The organism is Pseudomonas sp. DP-17 (genome assembly GCF_022380625.1).
GTDB lineage: Bacteria > Pseudomonadota > Gammaproteobacteria > Pseudomonadales > Pseudomonadaceae > Pseudomonas > Pseudomonas nitroreducens_A.
On record NZ_JAKSXG010000014.1, the window covers coordinates 296,764 to 314,720 of the forward strand.

Annotated in this window: 16 protein-coding genes; 13 read left to right on the forward strand and 3 right to left on the reverse strand. The window is 62.9% G+C overall.

Annotation, left to right across the window (positions count from 1 at the left end; genetic code table 11):
• Positions 1 to 72 precede the first annotated feature (72 nt).
• From dapC to map, 3 genes are all read right to left on the reverse strand, one after another.
• The gene (gene dapC, locus MJ122_RS23515; RefSeq protein ID WP_088417952.1) at positions 73 to 1,269 is read right to left on the reverse strand and encodes a succinyldiaminopimelate transaminase; all 1,197 of its coding nucleotides are present in this window, start codon (positions 1,267 to 1,269) and stop codon (positions 73 to 75) included.
• Positions 1,270 to 1,308: 39 nt separating this feature from the next.
• Positions 1,309 to 4,008: a [protein-PII] uridylyltransferase gene (locus tag MJ122_RS23520; RefSeq protein ID WP_088417953.1), complete on the reverse strand. Its 2,700-nt coding sequence runs from the start codon at positions 4,006 to 4,008 to the stop codon at positions 1,309 to 1,311.
• 141 nt (positions 4,009 to 4,149) lie between these two features.
• A complete protein-coding gene (gene map, locus MJ122_RS23525; protein ID WP_268744102.1) occupies positions 4,150 to 4,950 on the reverse strand; it encodes a type I methionyl aminopeptidase in 801 nt (266 codons plus the stop codon).
• Between the two features lie 293 nt (positions 4,951 to 5,243).
• Between map and rpsB the strand changes: the two genes are divergently transcribed.
• The 13 genes from rpsB to lpxA all read left to right on the forward strand — a co-directional run bounded on the left by rpsB (position 5,244) and on the right by lpxA (position 17,955).
• Positions 5,244 to 5,984, forward strand: coding sequence for a 30S ribosomal protein S2 (rpsB, locus tag MJ122_RS23530; protein WP_045210003.1), 741 nt, complete (start codon positions 5,244 to 5,246; stop codon positions 5,982 to 5,984).
• A gap of 125 nt (positions 5,985 to 6,109) precedes the next feature.
• Entirely contained in the window at positions 6,110 to 6,979 is an 870-nt protein-coding gene (gene tsf, locus MJ122_RS23535) for a translation elongation factor Ts (RefSeq protein ID WP_017521180.1), read from the forward strand.
• A 206-nt stretch (positions 6,980 to 7,185) separates the two neighbouring features.
• Positions 7,186 to 7,923 (forward strand): UMP kinase, encoded by a 738-nt coding sequence (gene pyrH, locus MJ122_RS23540; protein WP_017521181.1) that lies wholly within the window; start codon positions 7,186 to 7,188, stop codon positions 7,921 to 7,923.
• A 1-nt stretch (position 7,924) separates the two neighbouring features.
• Positions 7,925 to 8,482: a ribosome recycling factor gene (gene frr, locus MJ122_RS23545; protein WP_017521182.1), complete on the forward strand. Its 558-nt coding sequence runs from the start codon at positions 7,925 to 7,927 to the stop codon at positions 8,480 to 8,482.
• A 16-nt stretch (positions 8,483 to 8,498) separates the two neighbouring features.
• Positions 8,499 to 9,254: a polyprenyl diphosphate synthase gene (gene uppS, locus MJ122_RS23550; protein ID WP_017521183.1), complete on the forward strand. Its 756-nt coding sequence runs from the start codon at positions 8,499 to 8,501 to the stop codon at positions 9,252 to 9,254.
• Entirely contained in the window at positions 9,248 to 10,063 is an 816-nt protein-coding gene (locus tag MJ122_RS23555; RefSeq protein ID WP_088417954.1) for a phosphatidate cytidylyltransferase, read from the forward strand. Before uppS ends, MJ122_RS23555 begins: the two co-directional genes overlap by 7 nt.
• Positions 10,060 to 11,250 (forward strand): 1-deoxy-D-xylulose-5-phosphate reductoisomerase, encoded by a 1,191-nt coding sequence (gene ispC, locus MJ122_RS23560; protein ID WP_239746206.1) that lies wholly within the window; start codon positions 10,060 to 10,062, stop codon positions 11,248 to 11,250. Before MJ122_RS23555 ends, ispC begins: the two co-directional genes overlap by 4 nt.
• 16 nt (positions 11,251 to 11,266) lie before the next feature.
• Positions 11,267 to 12,619 (forward strand): sigma E protease regulator RseP, encoded by a 1,353-nt coding sequence (gene rseP / locus MJ122_RS23565; protein WP_239746207.1) that lies wholly within the window; start codon positions 11,267 to 11,269, stop codon positions 12,617 to 12,619.
• Positions 12,620 to 12,692: 73 nt separating this feature from the next.
• A complete protein-coding gene (bamA, locus tag MJ122_RS23570; RefSeq protein WP_239746208.1) occupies positions 12,693 to 15,080 on the forward strand; it encodes an outer membrane protein assembly factor BamA in 2,388 nt (795 codons plus the stop codon).
• Between the two features lie 48 nt (positions 15,081 to 15,128).
• Positions 15,129 to 15,632 carry an OmpH family outer membrane protein gene (locus MJ122_RS23575; RefSeq protein ID WP_017521188.1) on the forward strand — a complete coding sequence of 168 codons (504 nt, stop codon included), beginning with the start codon at positions 15,129 to 15,131 and terminating at the stop codon, positions 15,630 to 15,632.
• On the forward strand, positions 15,632 to 16,693 hold the full coding sequence (gene lpxD / locus MJ122_RS23580; protein ID WP_239746209.1) for a UDP-3-O-(3-hydroxymyristoyl)glucosamine N-acyltransferase: 1,062 nt from the start codon (positions 15,632 to 15,634) through the stop codon (positions 16,691 to 16,693). The genes MJ122_RS23575 and lpxD overlap by 1 nt, the downstream gene beginning before the upstream one ends.
• A 48-nt stretch (positions 16,694 to 16,741) precedes the next feature.
• Positions 16,742 to 17,182 carry a 3-hydroxyacyl-ACP dehydratase FabZ gene (gene fabZ / locus MJ122_RS23585; RefSeq protein ID WP_017521190.1) on the forward strand — a complete coding sequence of 147 codons (441 nt, stop codon included), beginning with the start codon at positions 16,742 to 16,744 and terminating at the stop codon, positions 17,180 to 17,182.
• Positions 17,179 to 17,955 (forward strand): acyl-ACP--UDP-N-acetylglucosamine O-acyltransferase, encoded by a 777-nt coding sequence (gene lpxA, locus MJ122_RS23590; protein WP_088417958.1) that lies wholly within the window; start codon positions 17,179 to 17,181, stop codon positions 17,953 to 17,955. The genes fabZ and lpxA overlap by 4 nt, the downstream gene beginning before the upstream one ends.
• The last annotated feature ends 2 nt before the right edge of the window (positions 17,956 to 17,957 follow it).

The window sequence follows — 17,957 nt, forward strand, 5'->3', positions numbered from 1 at the left end:
GGCGAGCCTTATCCGGCAGCGCCGGAATGCAGCGGTTTCGCGAGCAAGCTCGCTCCTACAGGGTGTGCAACCTTAAAGGCTCTGCACGTACTGCTTGATCCGTTCGGCCGCTTCCACGCACTCGGCCAGCGGAGCCACCAGCGCCATGCGCACGCGGTTGGCGCCGGGGTTCTCGCCGTTCACTTCGCGGGACAGGTAGGAGCCCGGCACCACGGTGACGTGCTGCGCATCGAACAGGCCGCGGCAGAACTCGGTATCCGCCACCGGGGTCCTGGCCCACAGGTAGAAGCTGCCGTCCGGGCGCTGCACGTCGAGCACGCCGCCGAGGATGTCCAGCACGGCGTCGAACTTCTCGCGGTACAGGTCGCGGTTGGCGCGCACGTGGTCCTCGTCCTTCCAGGCTGCGACGCTGGCCAGCTGGGTCTGAACCGGCATGGCGCAGCCGTGGTAGGTGCGGTACAGGAGGAATTTCTTCAGCACCTCGGCATCGCCGGCGACGAAGCCCGAACGCAGCCCCGGCAGGTTGGAGCGCTTGGACAGGCTGTGGAATACCACGCAGCGCGCAAAATCCGCGCGGCCCAGTTCGGCGCAGGCGGTCAACAGGCCGGCCGGCGGGTTCTGCTCGTCGAAGTACAGCTCGCTGTAGCACTCGTCGGCCGCGATCACGAAGTCGTGCTCGTCGGCCAGGGCAATCAGCTTTTTCAGGGTTTCCAGCGGGACCAGCGCGCCGGTGGGGTTGCCCGGCGAGCAGAGGAAGAGGATCTGGCAGCGCGCCCAGACATCCGCCGGGACGGCGTCGAAGTCCGGGTTGAAGCCATTGTCTTCCAGGCACGGCAGGTAGTGCGGCTCGGCGCCGGCCAGCAGGGCTGCGCCTTCGTAGATCTGGTAGAACGGGTTCGGGCTGATCACCAGGCCCTTGGCGTTGCGGTCCACCACGGTCTGGGTGAAGGCGAACAGCGCTTCACGGGTGCCGTTTACCGGCAGCACATGGCGCGCAGCATCCAGCCAGCCGGCCGGCACCTTGAAGCGGCGCTCGCACCAGGCGGCAATGGCCTCGCGCAGGGCGGGGATGCCGAGAGTGGTCGGGTAGACGGCCAGTTGGTCGAGGCTGTCGGCCAGGGCCTTGGCGACGAATTCCGGCGAGCGGTGCTTGGGCTCGCCGATGGACAGCGCGATGGGCTTGAGCTCAGCCGGCGGCTGGGCCCCGGCCAGCAGGGCGCGGAGCTTCTCGAAGGGGTAGGGCTGGAGCGAGTCGAGGGCAGGGTTCATGGCAAGGCTCTTTCTTTGCTGACTTTTACGAGATCGGGTCTAGATACTGATGCGCACGGGCATGCTTGGCTGGCCACCATCCGAGAGGATGTCCACCAGGGCGGTCTGGATGCGTTTGCACAGCTCAGGGTCCGAGAGTGGCTGGTTGTGCCCATCGGTCACGAAGAACACGTCCTCGACGCGCTCGCCCAGGGTGGCGATCTTGGCGTTCTGCACTGACAGGTCGAAGTCCAGGAATAGCCCGCCAATGCGTGCAAGCAGGCCCGGGCGGTCCGGTGCTATCACCTCCAGCACGCTGACCTGGCGGGCCGCGTCGGTGGAAATGGTCACTTGCGGGTTGAAGGCAAAGTGCTTGAGCTGGCGCGGGACGCGGCGCTGGATGATGGTCGGGTACTCGTCCGGGTCCTTCAATGCATTGACCAGTCCTTGGCGAATTTCCTCGACCCGGCTGGGATTGTTGCCGATCGAGCCGCCATCGGCGTCGAGCACTATGTAGGTGTCGAGGGTGAACAGGCTGGTGGAAGTGATGATCCGCGCGTCCTGGATGTTCAGGTTGAGCTGGTCCATTGCCGCCACGGTCACGGCGAAGAAGTCGTGCTGGTCGCCGGCATAGATGAAGATCTGCGTGCCGCCCTCGAACTCGCGCTGGGCGGTTTCCTTGATCAGCACCAGCGGGGTGCCGTCGTCCGGATGCTGGAGGATGGCCTCGGTGTGCCACGCCACATCGGCGGCGCTGTGGCGCAGGAAGTAGTCGTCGCCCAGCTGGCTCCAGAGCTGCTCGGCGTCGTCCTGGTCGATGCCGCCGCGCACCAGGATGTCGATGGCCGCGCTCTGTGTCTGGCGGATCTGCTCCTCGCGGTCCACCGGGTTCTCCAGGCCGCGACGCAGCGCGCGCTTGGTCTCGGTGTAGAGCTGGCGCAGCAGGCTGGCGCGCCAGGAGTTCCACAGCGTCGGGTTGGTGGCGTTGATGTCGGCCACGGTGAGCACGTAGAGGTAATCCAGGTAGGTCTGGTTGCCCATCAGCTGGGCGAAGTCGTAGATCACCTGCGGGTCGGACAGGTCCTTGCGCTGGGCCGTGGTGGACATGATCAGGTGGTTCTGCACCAGCCAGGACACCAGGTTGGTATCCCACGGCGGCAACTGGTGGCGCTGGCAGAACTGCTCGGCGTCCACCGCGCCCAGTTCCGAATGGTCGCCGCCGCGGCCCTTGGCGATATCGTGGTAGAGACCGGCGATGTAGATCAGCTCCGGCTTGGGCAGGCGCTCCATGATCTTGCTGGCCAGCGGGTACTTCTCCGCCATGTCCGGACGGCGCAGCTTGCGCAGGTGCTTGATCAGGTTGAGGGTGTGCGCGTCGACCGTATAGATGTGGAACAGGTCGTGCTGCATCTGTCCGACGATCAGGCCGAACTCCGGCAGGTAGCGGCCGAGAATGCCGTAGCGGTTCATCCGCCGCAGGTTGCGGTGGATGCCTTCCTGGCACTTGAACAGTTCGATGAACAGGCTGGTGTTGCGGATGTCGTGGCGGAAGTCGTCGTCGATCAGGTGCCGGCTGTCGCGCAGCAGGCGGATGGTGTCGGCGCGTACGCCCTTGATTTCCGGGTGCTGGGCCAGCAGCACGAAGATTTCCAGCAGGGCGAACGGGGTGCGCTTGAAGACGTTGGCGTGGGTGACCTCGAGGTAACCGTCACGCAGCTGGAAGCGGCTGTTGAGCGGCTGGATCTGGCCGTTCTCGCCGGCGCGCAGTATCACTTCCTCGAAGTGCTGCATGATCAGGTCGTTCAGCTCGGAAACAGCCATCACCACGCGGTAGTACTTCTGCATGAAGCGCTCGACGGCCAGCTTGGCGTCGTTGCCTTCGTAGCCCAGCAGGCCGGCGATGCGCCGCTGGTGATCGAACAGCAGGCGGTCTTCGGCGCGACCGGCAAGCATGTGCAGGGCGTAGCGGACCTTCCAGAGGAATTCCTGGCTGGAGGCCAGCACGCTGCATTCGCTTTCCACCAGGAAGCCTTCGCGCACCAGGGCGTGCAGGTTGAGGCTGCCAAAGTGGCGGCGGGCGACCCAGAGCAGGGTCTGGATGTCACGCAGGCCGCCGGGAGAGCCCTTCACGTTGGGCTCGAGGTTGTATTCGGTGTCGTTGTACTTGGTGTGGCGGTGGATCTGTTCCTTGCGCTTGGCCAGGTAGAACTGCCCGCTCGGCCACATCTGCTTTGCGCTGGTGGCTTCGAGCATGCGCTGGCGCAGGCTGTCCGGGCCGGAGATGGTCCGGCATTCCATCAGGTTGGTGACCACGGTGAGGTCGGCGCGCGCTTCCTCGGCGCACTCGGCTACCGAACGCACACTCTGGCCGACTTCCAGGCCGATATCCCAGAGCAGGGTGAGGAAGCCCTCGATGGGCTCGCGGAAAGTCTCCTGGTCCTCGCTGTCGAGCAGGATCAGCAAGTCGATGTCCGAGTGCGGGTGCAGTTCGCCACGCCCGTAGCCGCCCACGGCAACCAGCGCGATATCGGCATCGTCGCCCCAGTCGAAGCGATTCCAGGCCCGCTGCAGGATCTGGTCGACGAACCAGGCGCGGTCTTCGATCAGCCGGCGAATGTCGCGGCCGCCGTTGAAGCGGGCGTCGAGCACCTCGTTGGCCTGACGAATGGCCTTCTTGAATGCGGCGATGGGGCTGGATTTGAGGGCCAGTTCCGCCTGGAACTGCCCACGGTCGAACAACTCGGGATCCACCTGCGGCATGGCGGCCTTCCTGATCAATGGCTTAGGGGGGCAGGGGCAAGAGGGAAACCGGGCCCGCGCTCGTGGCGCCAGGCCCGATGGCTGTGCCGGGCCGGGATTTCTATGTTCTACCCAGCCGTCGGCAAGTTTGCAAACCGCGATTCAGGCAGCCGAAGTGCGCGGGAAGCTTTCGTCATTGCGCAGGGTCAGGATCTCGTAGCCGTCGGCGGTGACCAGCACGGTGTGTTCCCACTGCGCGGACAGCTTGCGGTCCTTGGTAATGGCGGTCCAGCCGTCGCCCAGCAGGCGGGTTTCCGGGCGGCCCTGGTTGATCATCGGCTCGATGGTGAAGATCATGCCTTCCTTGAGTTCCAGGCCGGTGCCGGCGCGGCCGTAGTGCAGCACCTGGGGCTCCTCGTGGAAGACCTTGCCGATGCCGTGACCGCAGTACTCGCGTACCACGGAGAAACCGTTCTTCTCGGCGTACTTCTGAATCACCTCGCCGATGTCGCCCAGGCGCGCGCCGGGCTTGACCACGGCGATGCCCTTGTACATGCATTCCTGGGTGATCTGGCACAGTCGGTCAGCCCATTCCGGGGTCTTGCCGACCGAGAACATCTTGCTGGTGTCGCCGTGGTAGCCATCCTTGATCACGGTGATATCAATGTTGACGATATCGCCTTCCTTGAGCGGCTTCTCATTGGGAATGCCGTGGCACACCACGTGGTTGATCGAGGTGCAGATGGACTTGGGGAAGCCCTTGTAGTTCAGCGGCGCCGGAATGGCCTTCTGCACGTTGACGATGTAGTCGTGGCAGATACGGTCCAGTTCGTCGGTGGTGACGCCAGGCTTGACGTGTTCGCCGATCATTTCCAGCACTTCGGCGGCCAGACGGCCGGCGACGCGCATTTTCTCGATGTCTTCGGGCGTCTTGATGGTGACGGTCATGCGACTTCTCTTCAGGCGCTGCAAGCGCGCGGGTAAATGAGAGGAATACGCAAGTCTATCAGAATTGGGGCTCTTCTATTAAGGGCAGGGCAAGGCGCAGCGAAGCGGTGAGGGAGGTGCCGGGCGTCCTTTCGGGTTTTGTTCTGGCCGGGGTTGTGGTATAAAGCGCCCCGCTCTGAAGGCTACGGCCATTTCGGGGCATTAACCCACACATGCATCGACACGATGGCCTGGGTGCCTTTCGACACAGTCGGAGGGTTGGCCGTTGGGATGCATGGAGGCCTAACCCGACTTATCGAGGAACTATCATGTCCCAAGTCAACATGCGCGATATGCTGAAGGCCGGTGTGCACTTCGGCCACCAGACCCGTTACTGGAACCCGAAAATGGGCAAGTTCATTTTCGGCGCGCGCAACAAGATCCACATCATCAACCTCGAAAAAACCCTGCCGATGTTCAACGAGGCCCTGACCTTCGTTGAGCGCCTGGCCCAGGGCAAGAACAAGATCCTGTTCGTCGGCACCAAGCGTTCCGCCGGCAAGATCGTTCGCGAAGAAGCTGCCCGTTGCGGCATGCCGTACGTCGACCACCGTTGGCTGGGCGGCATGCTCACCAACTACAAGACCATCCGTCAGTCGATCAAGCGTCTGCGTGAGCTGGAAGTTCAGTCCCAGGACGGCACCTTCGCCAAGCTGACCAAGAAAGAGGCTCTGATGCGCTCCCGCGATCTGGAAAAACTGGATCGCAGCCTGGGCGGCATCAAGGACATGGGCGGCCTGCCGGACGCTCTGTTCGTGATCGACGTTGACCACGAGCGCATTGCTATCACCGAAGCCAACAAGCTGGGCATCCCGGTTATCGGCATCGTCGATACCAACAGCAGCCCTGAAGGCGTTGACTATGTTATCCCGGGTAACGACGACGCCATCCGCGCCGTGCAGCTGTACCTGGGCTCGATGGCTGAAGCCGTCCTGCGTGGCAAGAACGCCGGTGGCGTGACTGCTGACGAGTTCGTCGAAGAAGCGCCGGCCGAATCCGCCGAAGGCTGATTCCGGGACGTCCAGACGTCCTGCGGTGCGCGGAAAGGGGGCTAGGCCCCCTTTTTGCCACCCTGTAAATTCCGCCCGGGCAGCCGGGCGATCTGGTTTTGAGAGCAACTCAAGAGGATTTCGAAATGGCAGAAATTACTGCAGCACTGGTCAAGGAACTGCGTGAGCGTACCGGCCAGGGCATGATGGAGTGCAAGAAGGCACTGGTAGCCGCCGAGGGCGACATCGAGAAGGCCATCGACGACATGCGCGCTTCCGGCGCCATCAAGGCTGCCAAGAAGGCCGGCAACATCGCCGCCGAAGGCGCTATCGCCGCCAAAGTGGCTGACGACGGCAAATCCGCCACCATCATCGAAGTCAACTCGCAGACCGACTTCCTGGCCCTGCAGGACGACTTCAAGAACTTCGTCGCTGCCAGCCTGGACAAGGCTGTTGCCCAGAAGCTGACCGATGCTGCTCCGCTGATCGCCGAGCAAGAGCCGGCTCGTGAAGCCCTGGTTGCCAAGTGCGGCGAGAACGTCAACATCCGTCGCCTGGCTCGCACCGAAGGTGAAGTGGTTGGCGCCTACCTGCACGGCCACCGCATCGGTGTTCTGGTCACCCTGAAGGGCGGCAATGCCGAACTGGCTCGCGACATCGCCATGCACGTCGCTGCCAGCAACCCGCAATTCCTCGATCCGTCGCAGGTTTCCGAAGAAGCCGTTGCCAAAGAGAAGGAAATCTTCCTTGCTCTGAACGCCGACAAGATCGCTGGCAAGCCGGAAAACATCGTCGAGAATATGGTCAAAGGCCGTATCTCGAAGTTCCTGGCCGAAGCCAGCCTGGTCGAGCAAGCGTTCGTCAAGGATCCGGAAGTCAAGGTCGGTGACCTGGCCAAGAAAGCCGGCGCTGAAATCGTTTCCTTCGTTCGTTTCGAAGTAGGCGAAGGCATCGAGAAAGTCGAAGCTGACTTCGCTGCCGAGGTTGCTGCTCAAGTAGCCGCTTCCAAGCAGTAATAGACAGTCTCACGACTGTCGCCCCGCAAGAGGCTGCCCGCTAACGCGCGCGGCCTCTTTGCCAAAATGGGGAAACCAAAAGGGGCGGTTTCCACGGCGCAGGCCCGCAAGGCGGGTTTAAAGGCGCCGTAAGGCTGGCTGGTCCAAGCTTTCCGCCAAGCGCCCACAAGGCGCACAGCATTCAATCGCCGCAGGAGAAAAAGGTCATGGCTCAGCAGCTGAGCGCTCGTCAACCTCGCTATAAACGCATTCTTCTAAAACTGAGCGGCGAGGCCCTGATGGGCTCCGAGGAGTTCGGCATCGATCCCAAGGTGCTGGACCGCATGGCGCTGGAGATCGGCCAGCTCGTCGGTATCGGCGTGCAGGTCGGCCTGGTAATCGGTGGTGGCAACCTGTTCCGTGGCGCGGCGCTGTCCGCGGCCGGCATGGATCGCGTCACCGGCGACCACATGGGCATGCTCGCTACCGTGATGAACGGTCTGGCCATGCGTGACGCCCTGGAGCGCTCCAATATCACCGCTATCGTCATGTCCGCCATTTCCATGGTCGGTGTGACCGATCACTACGACCGCCGCAAGGCCATGCGCCATCTGAAAAGCGGCGAAGTGGTGATCTTCTCCGCCGGTACCGGCAACCCGTTCTTCACCACTGATTCGGCCGCCTGCCTGCGCGCCATCGAAATAGATGCTGACGTAGTACTCAAGGCGACCAAGGTGGACGGCGTGTACACTGCCGACCCGTTCAAGGACCCGAATGCCGAGAAATTCGAGCGTCTGACGTACGATGAAGTGCTCGATCGCAAGCTGGGCGTGATGGACCTGACCGCCATCTGCCTGTGCCGGGACCAGAAAATGCCGCTGCGGGTGTTCAACATGAACAAGCCCGGCGCGCTGCTGAATATTGTTGTAGGTGGTGCTGAAGGCACCCTGATCGAGGAGGATTGAGATGATCAACGAGATCAAGAAGGAAGCGCAGGATCGTATGGGTAAAACCCTGGAGGCCCTGGGTCATGCCTTCGCCAAGATTCGTACCGGCCGTGCACACCCGAGCATTCTGGATAGCGTGATGGTGTCCTACTACGGTTCCGACACGCCGCTGCGCCAGGTGGCCAACGTCACCGTGGAAGATTCGCGCACCCTGGCTCTGAGCGTCTTCGACAAGAGCATGATCCAGGCTGTCGAGAAAGCCATCATGACTTCGGATCTGGGCCTGAACCCGGCCACCGCCGGTACCACCATTCGCGTCCCGATGCCGGCCCTGACCGAGGAAACCCGCAAGGGCTTCACCAAGCAGGCTCGCGCCGAAGCCGAACAGGCTCGCGTTTCCGTACGCAACATCCGTCGCGATGCCCTGGCGCAGCTGAAAGACCTGCAGAAAGAGAAGGAAATCAGCGAGGACGAGGAGCGTCGCGCTGGTGACGAGATCCAGAAGATCACCGACAAGTTCGTCGCGGAGATCGAAAAGGCCCTCGAGGCCAAGGAAACGGATCTGATGGCCGTCTGACGGCCGGGTTCTCGTCATGGAAAAGACCAAGCAGGTGACGCCCGTGCCCCGGCACGTGGCAATCATCATGGACGGCAACAACCGCTGGGCGAAGAAGCGCCTGATGCCTGGTGTGGCCGGGCACAAGGCCGGCGTGGACGCCGTTCGTGCGGTGATCAAGACCTGCGCCGAGGCAGGCGTCGAAGTGCTGACGCTGTTCGCCTTCTCCAGCGAGAACTGGCAGCGCCCGGCCGACGAGGTCGGCGCGCTGATGGAGCTGTTCCTCATGGCCCTGCGCCGTGAGGTGCGCAAGCTCAGTGCCAATGGCATTCGCCTGCGCATCATCGGTGACCGCAGCCGCTTCGCTCCTGAATTGCAGGCGGCGATGCGCGAGGCCGAAGCGCTGACTGCCAATGGTGGCAGCATGCTGCTGCAGGTGGCGGCGAACTATGGTGGGCAGTGGGATATCACCCAGGCTGCCCAGCGCCTCGCCCGTGAGGTGCAGGCGGGTCACCTGGCCGCGGAAGAGATTACCCCGGAGTTGATCCAGGGCTGTCTGTCCACCGGTGACCAGCCATTGCCCGACCTGTGCATCCGCACCGGTGGCGAGCACCGCATCAGCAACTTCCTTCTCTGGCAGCTGGCCTACGCCGAGCTGTATTTCTCCGATCTCTACTGGCCCGACTTCAAGCACGAAGCCATGCAGGCGGCGTTGCAGGACTATGCCTCTCGTCAGCGCCGCTTCGGCAAGACCAGCGAGCAGGTCGAGGCCGAGGCACCTCCGTCATGTTGAAACAACGCATCATCACGGCGCTGATCCTGTTGCCGATCGCGCTGGGTGGTTTTTTTCTGCTTGATGGAGCGGCGTTCTCGCTGTTCATCGGCCTGGTGGTGAGCCTCGGTGCCTGGGAATGGGCGCGCCTGGCAGGCTACAACGAGCAATCTGCCCGTGTTGGTTACGCTGCCGTAGTCGCCGCATTGATGCTGGTGCTGGCCTGGCTGCCGCAGTTGGCGGGGGCTGTACTGGTGCTGGCGCTGCTCTGGTGGATGCTGGCAATCGTCATGGTGCTGACCTACCCGGATAGCGCGTCGAGCTGGGGTGGACGCTGGCGTCGCCTGCTTATCGGCCTGCTGATCCTGCTCCCGGCATGGCAGGGCCTGGTGCTGCTCAAGCAATGGCCGCTGTCCAACTGGCTGATCGTGGCCGTGATGGTGCTGGTCTGGGCCGCCGATGTAGGCGCTTACTTCTCCGGCAAGGCATTCGGCAAGCGCAAGCTCGCCCCGCGCGTCAGCCCGGGCAAAAGCTGGGAAGGCTTCTTCGGCGGCATGGCACTGTGCCTGGCGATCACTGTGGCCGTCTCCATCTATCGCGACTGGACTGTCCGCGAATTGCTGCTGGCGCTGCCCTGCGCGGCCATCGTGGTGGCCCTGTCGGTAATTGGCGATCTGACCGAAAGCATGTTCAAGCGCCAGTCCGGCCTCAAGGACAGCAGCAATCTGCTGCCTGGCCACGGCGGCGTGCTGGACCGCATCGACAGCCTGACGGCAGCCATCCCGGTGTTCACCGCGCTGCTCTGGGCCGTGGGTTGGGGGGCGCCGTGAGTCATCCGCAGTGGATTACCGTGCTGGGGGCGACCGGTTCGATCGGCCTCAGCACCCTGGATGTCATCGGCCGTCACCCTGATCGTTACCGCGTTTTCGCGCTCAGTGGTTATTCCCGTCTGGCTGAGCTCCAGGCGCTTTGCCTGCGTCACCTGCCGCGATTCGTGGTCGTCCCGGATGCTGAGCAGGCGCGTGCCCTGCAGGATCGCCTGAATTCCGCCGGCCTCGAGACTCGGGTGCTGGTCGGCGAGGCCGGGCTTTGCGAGATTTCCGCCCATCCCGAAGTGGATGCGGTAATGGCCGCCATCGTAGGGGCCGCTGGCCTGAAGCCGACCCTGGCCGCCGTCGAGGCTGGCAAGCGGGTGTTGCTGGCCAATAAAGAGGCGCTGGTCATGTCCGGCGCGCTGTTCATGAATGCCGTCCGCGCCAGTGGCGCCGTACTGCTGCCCATCGACAGCGAGCACAACGCCATTTTCCAGTGCATGCCGGCGGACTACTCCCGCGGTCTGGGGGAGGTGGGCGTTCGTCGTATCCTGCTGACCGCCTCCGGCGGCCCGTTCCGCGAAACCCCTTTGGAGCAGTTGACCGAGGTTTCACCCGAGCAGGCCTGCGCGCACCCCAACTGGTCGATGGGGCGGAAGATTTCCGTCGATTCGGCCAGCATGATGAACAAGGGGCTGGAACTGATCGAGGCTTGCTGGTTGTTCGACGCCGCGCCGTCGAAGGTCGAAGTGGTGATCCACCCGCAGAGCGTCATTCATTCCCTGGTGGATTACGTTGACGGATCGGTATTGGCGCAGTTGGGCAACCCGGACATGCGTACACCCATCGCTCACGCGCTGGCGTGGCCGCAGCGGATCGATTCCGGCGTTTCTCCGCTGGACCTGTTCTCCATCGCCCGCCTGGACTTCAGTGCGCCCGACGAGCAACGTTTCCCCTGCCTGCGCCTGGCGCGCCAGGCCGCCGAAGCGGGTGGCAGCGCGCCGGCGATGCTCAATGCCGCGAACGAGGTGGCGGTGGCTGCGTTCCTCGAGCGGCGCATCCGCTTCACGGATATCCCGGTTATCATCGACGAGGTGCTGAACCGCGAGGCGCACGCGCCGGTCGAATCGCTCGATGCGGTGCTGGCAGCCGACCAGCGTGCACGCGGCGCCGCGCAGGCGTGGTTGCAGGAACGCGGGCGTTGAGCCCGAGGAGGTAGCGATGAGCGCCCTTTATATGGTGGTAGGACTGATAGTCGCCCTTGGCGTACTGGTCACCTTCCACGAGTTCGGCCACTTCTGGGTGGCCCGACGTTGCGGGGTCAAGGTCCTGCGCTTCTCCGTCGGTTTCGGCACGCCGCTGGTTCGCTGGCATGATCGCCACGGCACCGAATTCGTCGTGGCCGCCATTCCCCTGGGCGGCTACGTGAAGATGCTCGACGAGCGGGAGGGCGATGTTCCCGCCGAGTTGCTCGACCGCGCCTTCAACCGCAAGACCGTATTCCAGCGCATCGCCATCGTTGCGGCGGGGCCCATCGCCAACTTCCTGCTGGCCATTGTGTTCTTCTGGGTCCTGGCCATGCTGGGCAGCCAGCAGATCAAGCCGATCATCGGCTCCGTGGTGGCGAACAGTCCGGCAGCCGTTGCCGGCCTGGCGTCCGGCCAGGAAGTGGTTGCGGTGGACGGCGAGGCGGTCGACGGCTGGAGCGGCGTCAACCTGCAGCTGGTGCGTCGCCTGGGGGAAACCGGCGAGCTGAGCGTTTCGGTGCTGGAGCAGGGTTCGAGCGTTCCGACCGTGCACCAGGTGCGCATCAGTTCCTGGCTGAAGAACGAAGACAACCCCGATCCCATCGGTGGCCTCGGCATCCAGCCATGGCGACCCGCTGTCGCACCTGTGATCGCCGAACTGGACGAAAAGGGGCCGGCCAAGGCCGCCGGCCTTCAGATTGGTGACCGACTCGTCAGTCTGGATGGTCAATCGGTCACGGATTGGCAGGAAGTGGTCTCGCGTGTCCGCGCCATTCCTGAAGGCAAAGTCACCCTGGGCATCGAACGTGCCGGCCAGCGCGAGGAGTTCGCCCTGACCCTGGCGGCCAAAGGGGAGGGCAAGACCCGTACCGGCTACCTGGGCGCGGGCGTCGCCGGGGGGCAGTGGCCGCCGGAAATGCTCCGCGAAGTGAGCTATGGGCCGGTGGCAGCGGTGGGGCAGGCGCTCTCCCGAACCTGGTCCATGAGCCTGCTAACTCTGGATTCTCTAAAGAAAATGGTGCTCGGGCAGCTCTCGGTAAAAAACTTGAGCGGGCCGATAACCATTGCTAAAGTGGCGGGCGCTTCAGCCCAGTCCGGCGTAGGGGATTTTCTGCATTTCCTCGCCTATCTGAGCATCAGCTTGGGGGTTCTCAACCTGTTGCCGATTCCTGTCCTCGATGGCGGGCATCTGCTGTTCTACGTGGTCGAGTGGGTGCGTGGTCGCCCATTGTCGGAGCGGGTCCAGGCTTGGGGGATGCAGATTGGCATCAGCCTGGTAGTCGGGGTCATGTTGTTGGCCCTGGTCAACGATCTGAGTCGGCTGTAACCCGCCGTTGGATTTCGGATCTGCCGCCCTTTGCGGCAGATTCTCTATTTGTCAGTTGGAATAAAAGGACTCCATGAAACGCTTTCTGCTTCCCGCGGCCCTTTCCGCGCTGATGATCGCCCAGGTTCACGCCGAGTCCTTCACTGTTTCCGATATCCGGGTCAACGGTCTGCAGCGTGTGTCGGCCGGCAGCGTGTTCGCGGCACTGCCGCTGAACGTCGGCGAGCAGATCGACGATCGTCGCCTGGTCGAAGCGACCCGTTCGCTGTTCAAGACCGGTTTCTTCCAGGACATCCAGCTCAGCCGCGACGGCAACGTGCTGATCGTCAACGTGGTAGAACGCCCCTCCATCTCCAGCATCGAGATCGAAGGCAACAAGGCCATCACCACCGAAGACCTGATGAAGGGTCTGAAGCAATCCGGCCTTTCCGAAGGCGAAATCTTCCAGCGTGCGACCCTCGAAGGTGTGCGCAACGAACTGCAGCGCCAATACGTGGCCCAGGGCCGCTACTCCGCCGAGATCGAAACCGAGGTGGTGCCGCAGCCGCGTAACCGCGTCGCGCTGAAGATCAACATCAACGAAGGCACCGTGGCGGCCATCGCCCATGTCAACGTGGTGGGCAACACCGTCTTCTCCGAGGAAGACCTGACCGACCTGTTCGAGCTGAAGACCACCAACTGGCTGTCCTTCTTCAAGAACGATGACAAGTATTCCCGCGAGAAGCTCTCCGGTGACCTGGAGCGCCTGCGCTCCTACTACCTGGACCGCGGCTACATCCACATGGATATCGCCTCCACCCAGGTCTCCATCACCCCGGACAAGAAGCACGTCTACATCACCGTCAACGTCAACGAGGGTGAAAAGTACACCGTCAGCGACGTGAAGCTCTCCGGCGACCTGAAAGTGCCGGAAGACGAAGTGAAGAAGCTCCTGCTGGTGAAGAAGGGCCAGGTGTTCTCCCGCAAGGTGATGACCACCACTTCCGACCTGATCACCCGCCGCCTGGGTAACGAGGGCTACACCTTCGCCAACGTCAACGGCGTCCCTGAGCCGAACGACGAGAACAAGACCGTGTCGATCACCTACGTGGTCGATCCGGGCAAGCGCGCCTATGTCAACCGCATCAACTTCCGTGGCAACACCAAGACCGAGGACGAAGTGCTCCGTCGCGAGATGCGCCAGATGGAAGGCGGCTGGGCGTCGACCTACCTGATCGACCAGTCCAAGCAGCGCCTGGAGCGTCTGGGCTACTTCAAGGAGGTCAACGTCGAGACCCCGGCCGTTCCGGGTACCGACGACCAGGTCGACGTCAACTACAGCGTGGAAGAGCAGCCGTCCGGCTCGATCACCGCGAGCGTGGGCTTCGCCCAGAGCGCCGGCCTGATCCTCGGCGGCTCGATCAGCCAGAACAACTTCCTGGGTACCGGTAACAAGGTCAGCATCGGCCTGACCAAGTCCGACTACCAGACCCGCTACAACTTCGGCTTCGTCGACCCCTACTGGACCGTCGACGGCGTGAGCCTGGGCTACAACGCCTTCTACCGCAAGACCGACTACGACGAGCTCGATGTCGACGTTTCCAGCTACTCGGTGAACAGCCTGGGGGCCGGCGTCAGCATCGGTTACCCGATCAGCGAGACCTCGCGCCTGACCTACGGCCTGACCGTGCAGCGCGACGACATCGACACCGGCGCCTACACCGTCGACGAGATCTTCGACTTCATCGAGAAGGAAGGCGACAGCTTCACCAACTTCAAGGCGTCCATCGGCTGGTCCGAGTCGACCCTGAACAAGGGCGTGCTGGCGAACCGCGGCCACTCGCAGAGCCTGGTACTGGAAACCACCATTCCGGGTAGCGACCTGTCGTTCTACAAGCTCGACTACCGCGGCCAGATCTTTGCGCCGCTGACCGAAACCTACACCATGCGCTTCCACACCGAGCTCGGTTACGGCGGCGCCTACGGCGATACCGATCGTCTGCCGTTCTACGAGAACTACTACGCCGGTGGCTTCAACTCGGTGCGTGGCTTCAAGGACAGCTCCCTTGGTCCGCGTAGTACGCCGAGCGTGGCTCGTAACGCCAATGGTGACGAAATTCCTGGCCCTGACAGCAAAGGCCGCTACACCGACCCGGACCAGGATCCGGAAGCCTTCGGCGGTAACATCCTGATCACCGGCGGCGCCGAACTGCTGTTCCCGCTGCCCTTCGTGAAGGATCAGCGCCAGCTGCGGACCGTGCTGTTCTACGACATCGGTAACGTGTTCGACACTGACTGCCCGATTTCCACTACCCAGGGCTGCGATGGCGTCAAGTTCCAGGACATGGCCATGTCCGCGGGTGTGGGCCTGACCTGGATCACTGCCCTGGGCCCGCTGAGCTTCAGCCTGGCGACCCCGATCAAGAAGCCGGACAACGCCGAAACCCAGATCTTCCAGTTCTCCCTGGGACAGACCTTCTAATTGGCCGTACCGTTGTAATGACAACCATGCTTTGTGCAGGAGTGCATTGTGCGTAAGTTGACCCAGTTCGTCCTGATCACCGCCGCCCTGGCAGCGAGCCCCGCGTTCGCCGACATGAAGATCGCGGTGCTCAACTATCAGATGGCACTCCTCGAGTCGGACGCGGCCAAGCAGTACGCCGTCGACGCCGAGAAGAAGTTCGGCCCCCAGCTGAACAAGCTCAAGGCCCTGGAAAGCGACGCCAAGTCCCTGCAGGACAAGCTGGTCAACGGCGGCAGCAAGATGTCCAATGCCGAGCGTGAAAAAGCCGAGGGCGACTTCAAGCAGAAGGCCCGTGACTTCCAGTTCCAGTCCAAGGAACTGAACGAAGCCAAGGCCGTTGCCGACCGCGACATGCTGAAGAAGCTCAAGCCGAAGCTGGATCAGGCTGTCGAGGAAACCATCAAGAAAGGTGGTTATGACCTCGTGGTCGAGCGTGGTGCCGTGGTCGACGTCAAGCCGCAGTACGACATCACCCGCCAAGTCATCGAGCGCATGAACCAGCTGCGCTGATGATGACCGAGCTGTCGTTTACCCTCGCCGAACTGGCCGCGCAACTCGACGCCGAGTTGCGCGGCGATCCCGCTCAGGTGATCAGTGGGTTGGCTACCCTGCAGGATGCAGGTGCCGGCCAGCTGAGCTTCCTGGCCAATCCGCAGTACCGCAAGTTCCTCGAAGGCACCCAGGCCAGCGCTGTGCTGCTGACCGCTGCTGATGCCGAAGGCTTTACCGGTAATGCGCTGATCGTTCCCAATCCTTACCTGGCTTATGCCGGCCTGTCCCACCAGTTCGACCACAAGCCCAAGGCGCCGGTCGGCATTCATCCCACCGCGGTGGTCGATGAAGGTGCACAGGTCGATGCGACTGCCAGCGTTGGTCCCTACGCGGTGATCGAGGCAGGAGCGCAGATCGGTGCGAACGTCACCATCGGGGCGCATTGCTTTGTCGGTGCGCGCAGCGTGGTTGGCGAGGGCGGCTGGCTCGCCCCGCGCGTCACCCTGTACCACGATGTGCGCATCGGCAAGCGCGTGGTAATCCAGTCCGGCGCAGTGTTGGGCGGCGAGGGCTTCGGCTTCGCCAACCACAAGGGCGTCTGGCAGAAGATCGCGCAGATCGGCGGCGTCACCCTGGGTGATGACGTCGAGATTGGCGCCAACACCACCATTGACCGTGGCGCGCTATCCGACACCCTGGTGGGCAACGGCGTGAAGCTGGACAACCAGATCATGATCGCCCACAACGTGCAGATCGGCGATCACACCGCCATGGCCGGCTGCTGCGGGATTTCCGGCAGCGCCAAGATCGGCAAGCATTGCATGCTCGCGGGTGGCGTCGGCCTGGTCGGGCACATCGAGATCTGCGACAACGTCTTCGTCACCGGCATGACCATGGTGACCCGTTCGATCACCGAACCGGGCTCCTACTCCTCCGGCACCGCCATGCAGCCCGCGGCTGAATGGAAGAAGAGCGCCGCGCGTATTCGTCAGCTGGATGACATGGCCCGTCGTCTGCAGCAGCTGGAAAAGCGCCTGGCCGCCGTGACCCCAAGCGGAGACGCTCCATCAGATGCGTGATCCACGCATTTTTTGGCGTTTCCCTTTTCTGAACAGGCTCCCCTGAACATGATGGACATCAACGAGATTCGCGAATACCTGCCTCATCGCTACCCTTTCCTGCTGGTGGATCGGGTGGTGGAGCTGGACATTGAAGGCAAGCGCATTCGCGCCTACAAGAATGTCAGCATCAACGAGCCGTTCTTCAATGGCCACTTCCCGCAGCATCCGATCATGCCGGGCGTGCTGATCATCGAAGCCATGGCCCAGGCGGCCGGTATCCTTGGCTTCAAGATGCTCGACGTGAAGCCGGCCGACGGTACGCTCTACTACTTCGTCGGTTCCGACAAGTTGCGCTTCCGTCAGCCGGTGCTGCCGGGTGACCAACTGCAGCTCAACGCCCAGTTCATCAGCGTCAAGCGCGGCATCTGGAAGTTCGACTGCCACGCGACCGTCGATGACAAGGCGGTATGCTCGGCCGAAATCATCTGTGCGGAACGCAAACTATGAGTTTGATCGATCCTCGCGCCATCATCGACCCGCGCGCAAAGCTGGCTGACGACGTAGAAGTGGGCCCCTGGTCCATGGTCGGGCCGGATGTGGAGATCGGCGAAGGTACGGTGATCGGTCCGCACGTGGTGGTCAAAGGTCCCACGAAGATCGGTAAGCACAACAGGATTTTCCAGTTCTCCAGTGTCGGCGAGGACACTCCCGACCTGAAGTACAAGGGCGAACCGACCCGCCTGGTGATCGGCGACCACAACGTGATCCGCGAGGGTGTGACCATCCATCGCGGCACCATCCAGGATCGCTCGGAAACCACCATCGGCGACCACAACCTGTTCATGGCCTACGTTCACGTCGGGCATGACAGTGTGATCGGCAACCATTGCATCCTCGTGAATAACACCGCCTTGGCCGGTCATGTTCATGTGGATGACTGGGCCATCCTCTCCGGCTATACCCTGGTGCACCAGTTCTGCCGCATCGGCGCTCACGCCTTCTCGGGCATGGGAACCACCATCGGCAAGGATGTACCGGCCTATGTCACTGTCTTCGGCAACCCTGCCGAGGCCCGTAGCATGAACTTCGAGGGCCTGCGCCGCCGTGGGTTCAGCACCGAGTCGATCCAGGCACTGCGCCGAGCCTACAAGGTGGTCTACCGCCAGGGCCTGACGGTGGACGAGGCGCTGGCGGAGTTGGTCGAAGCTTCCGAGCAATTCCCGGAAGTCGCGGTGTTCCGCGATTCCATCCAGAGCTCCACCCGCGGCATCACCCGCTGACC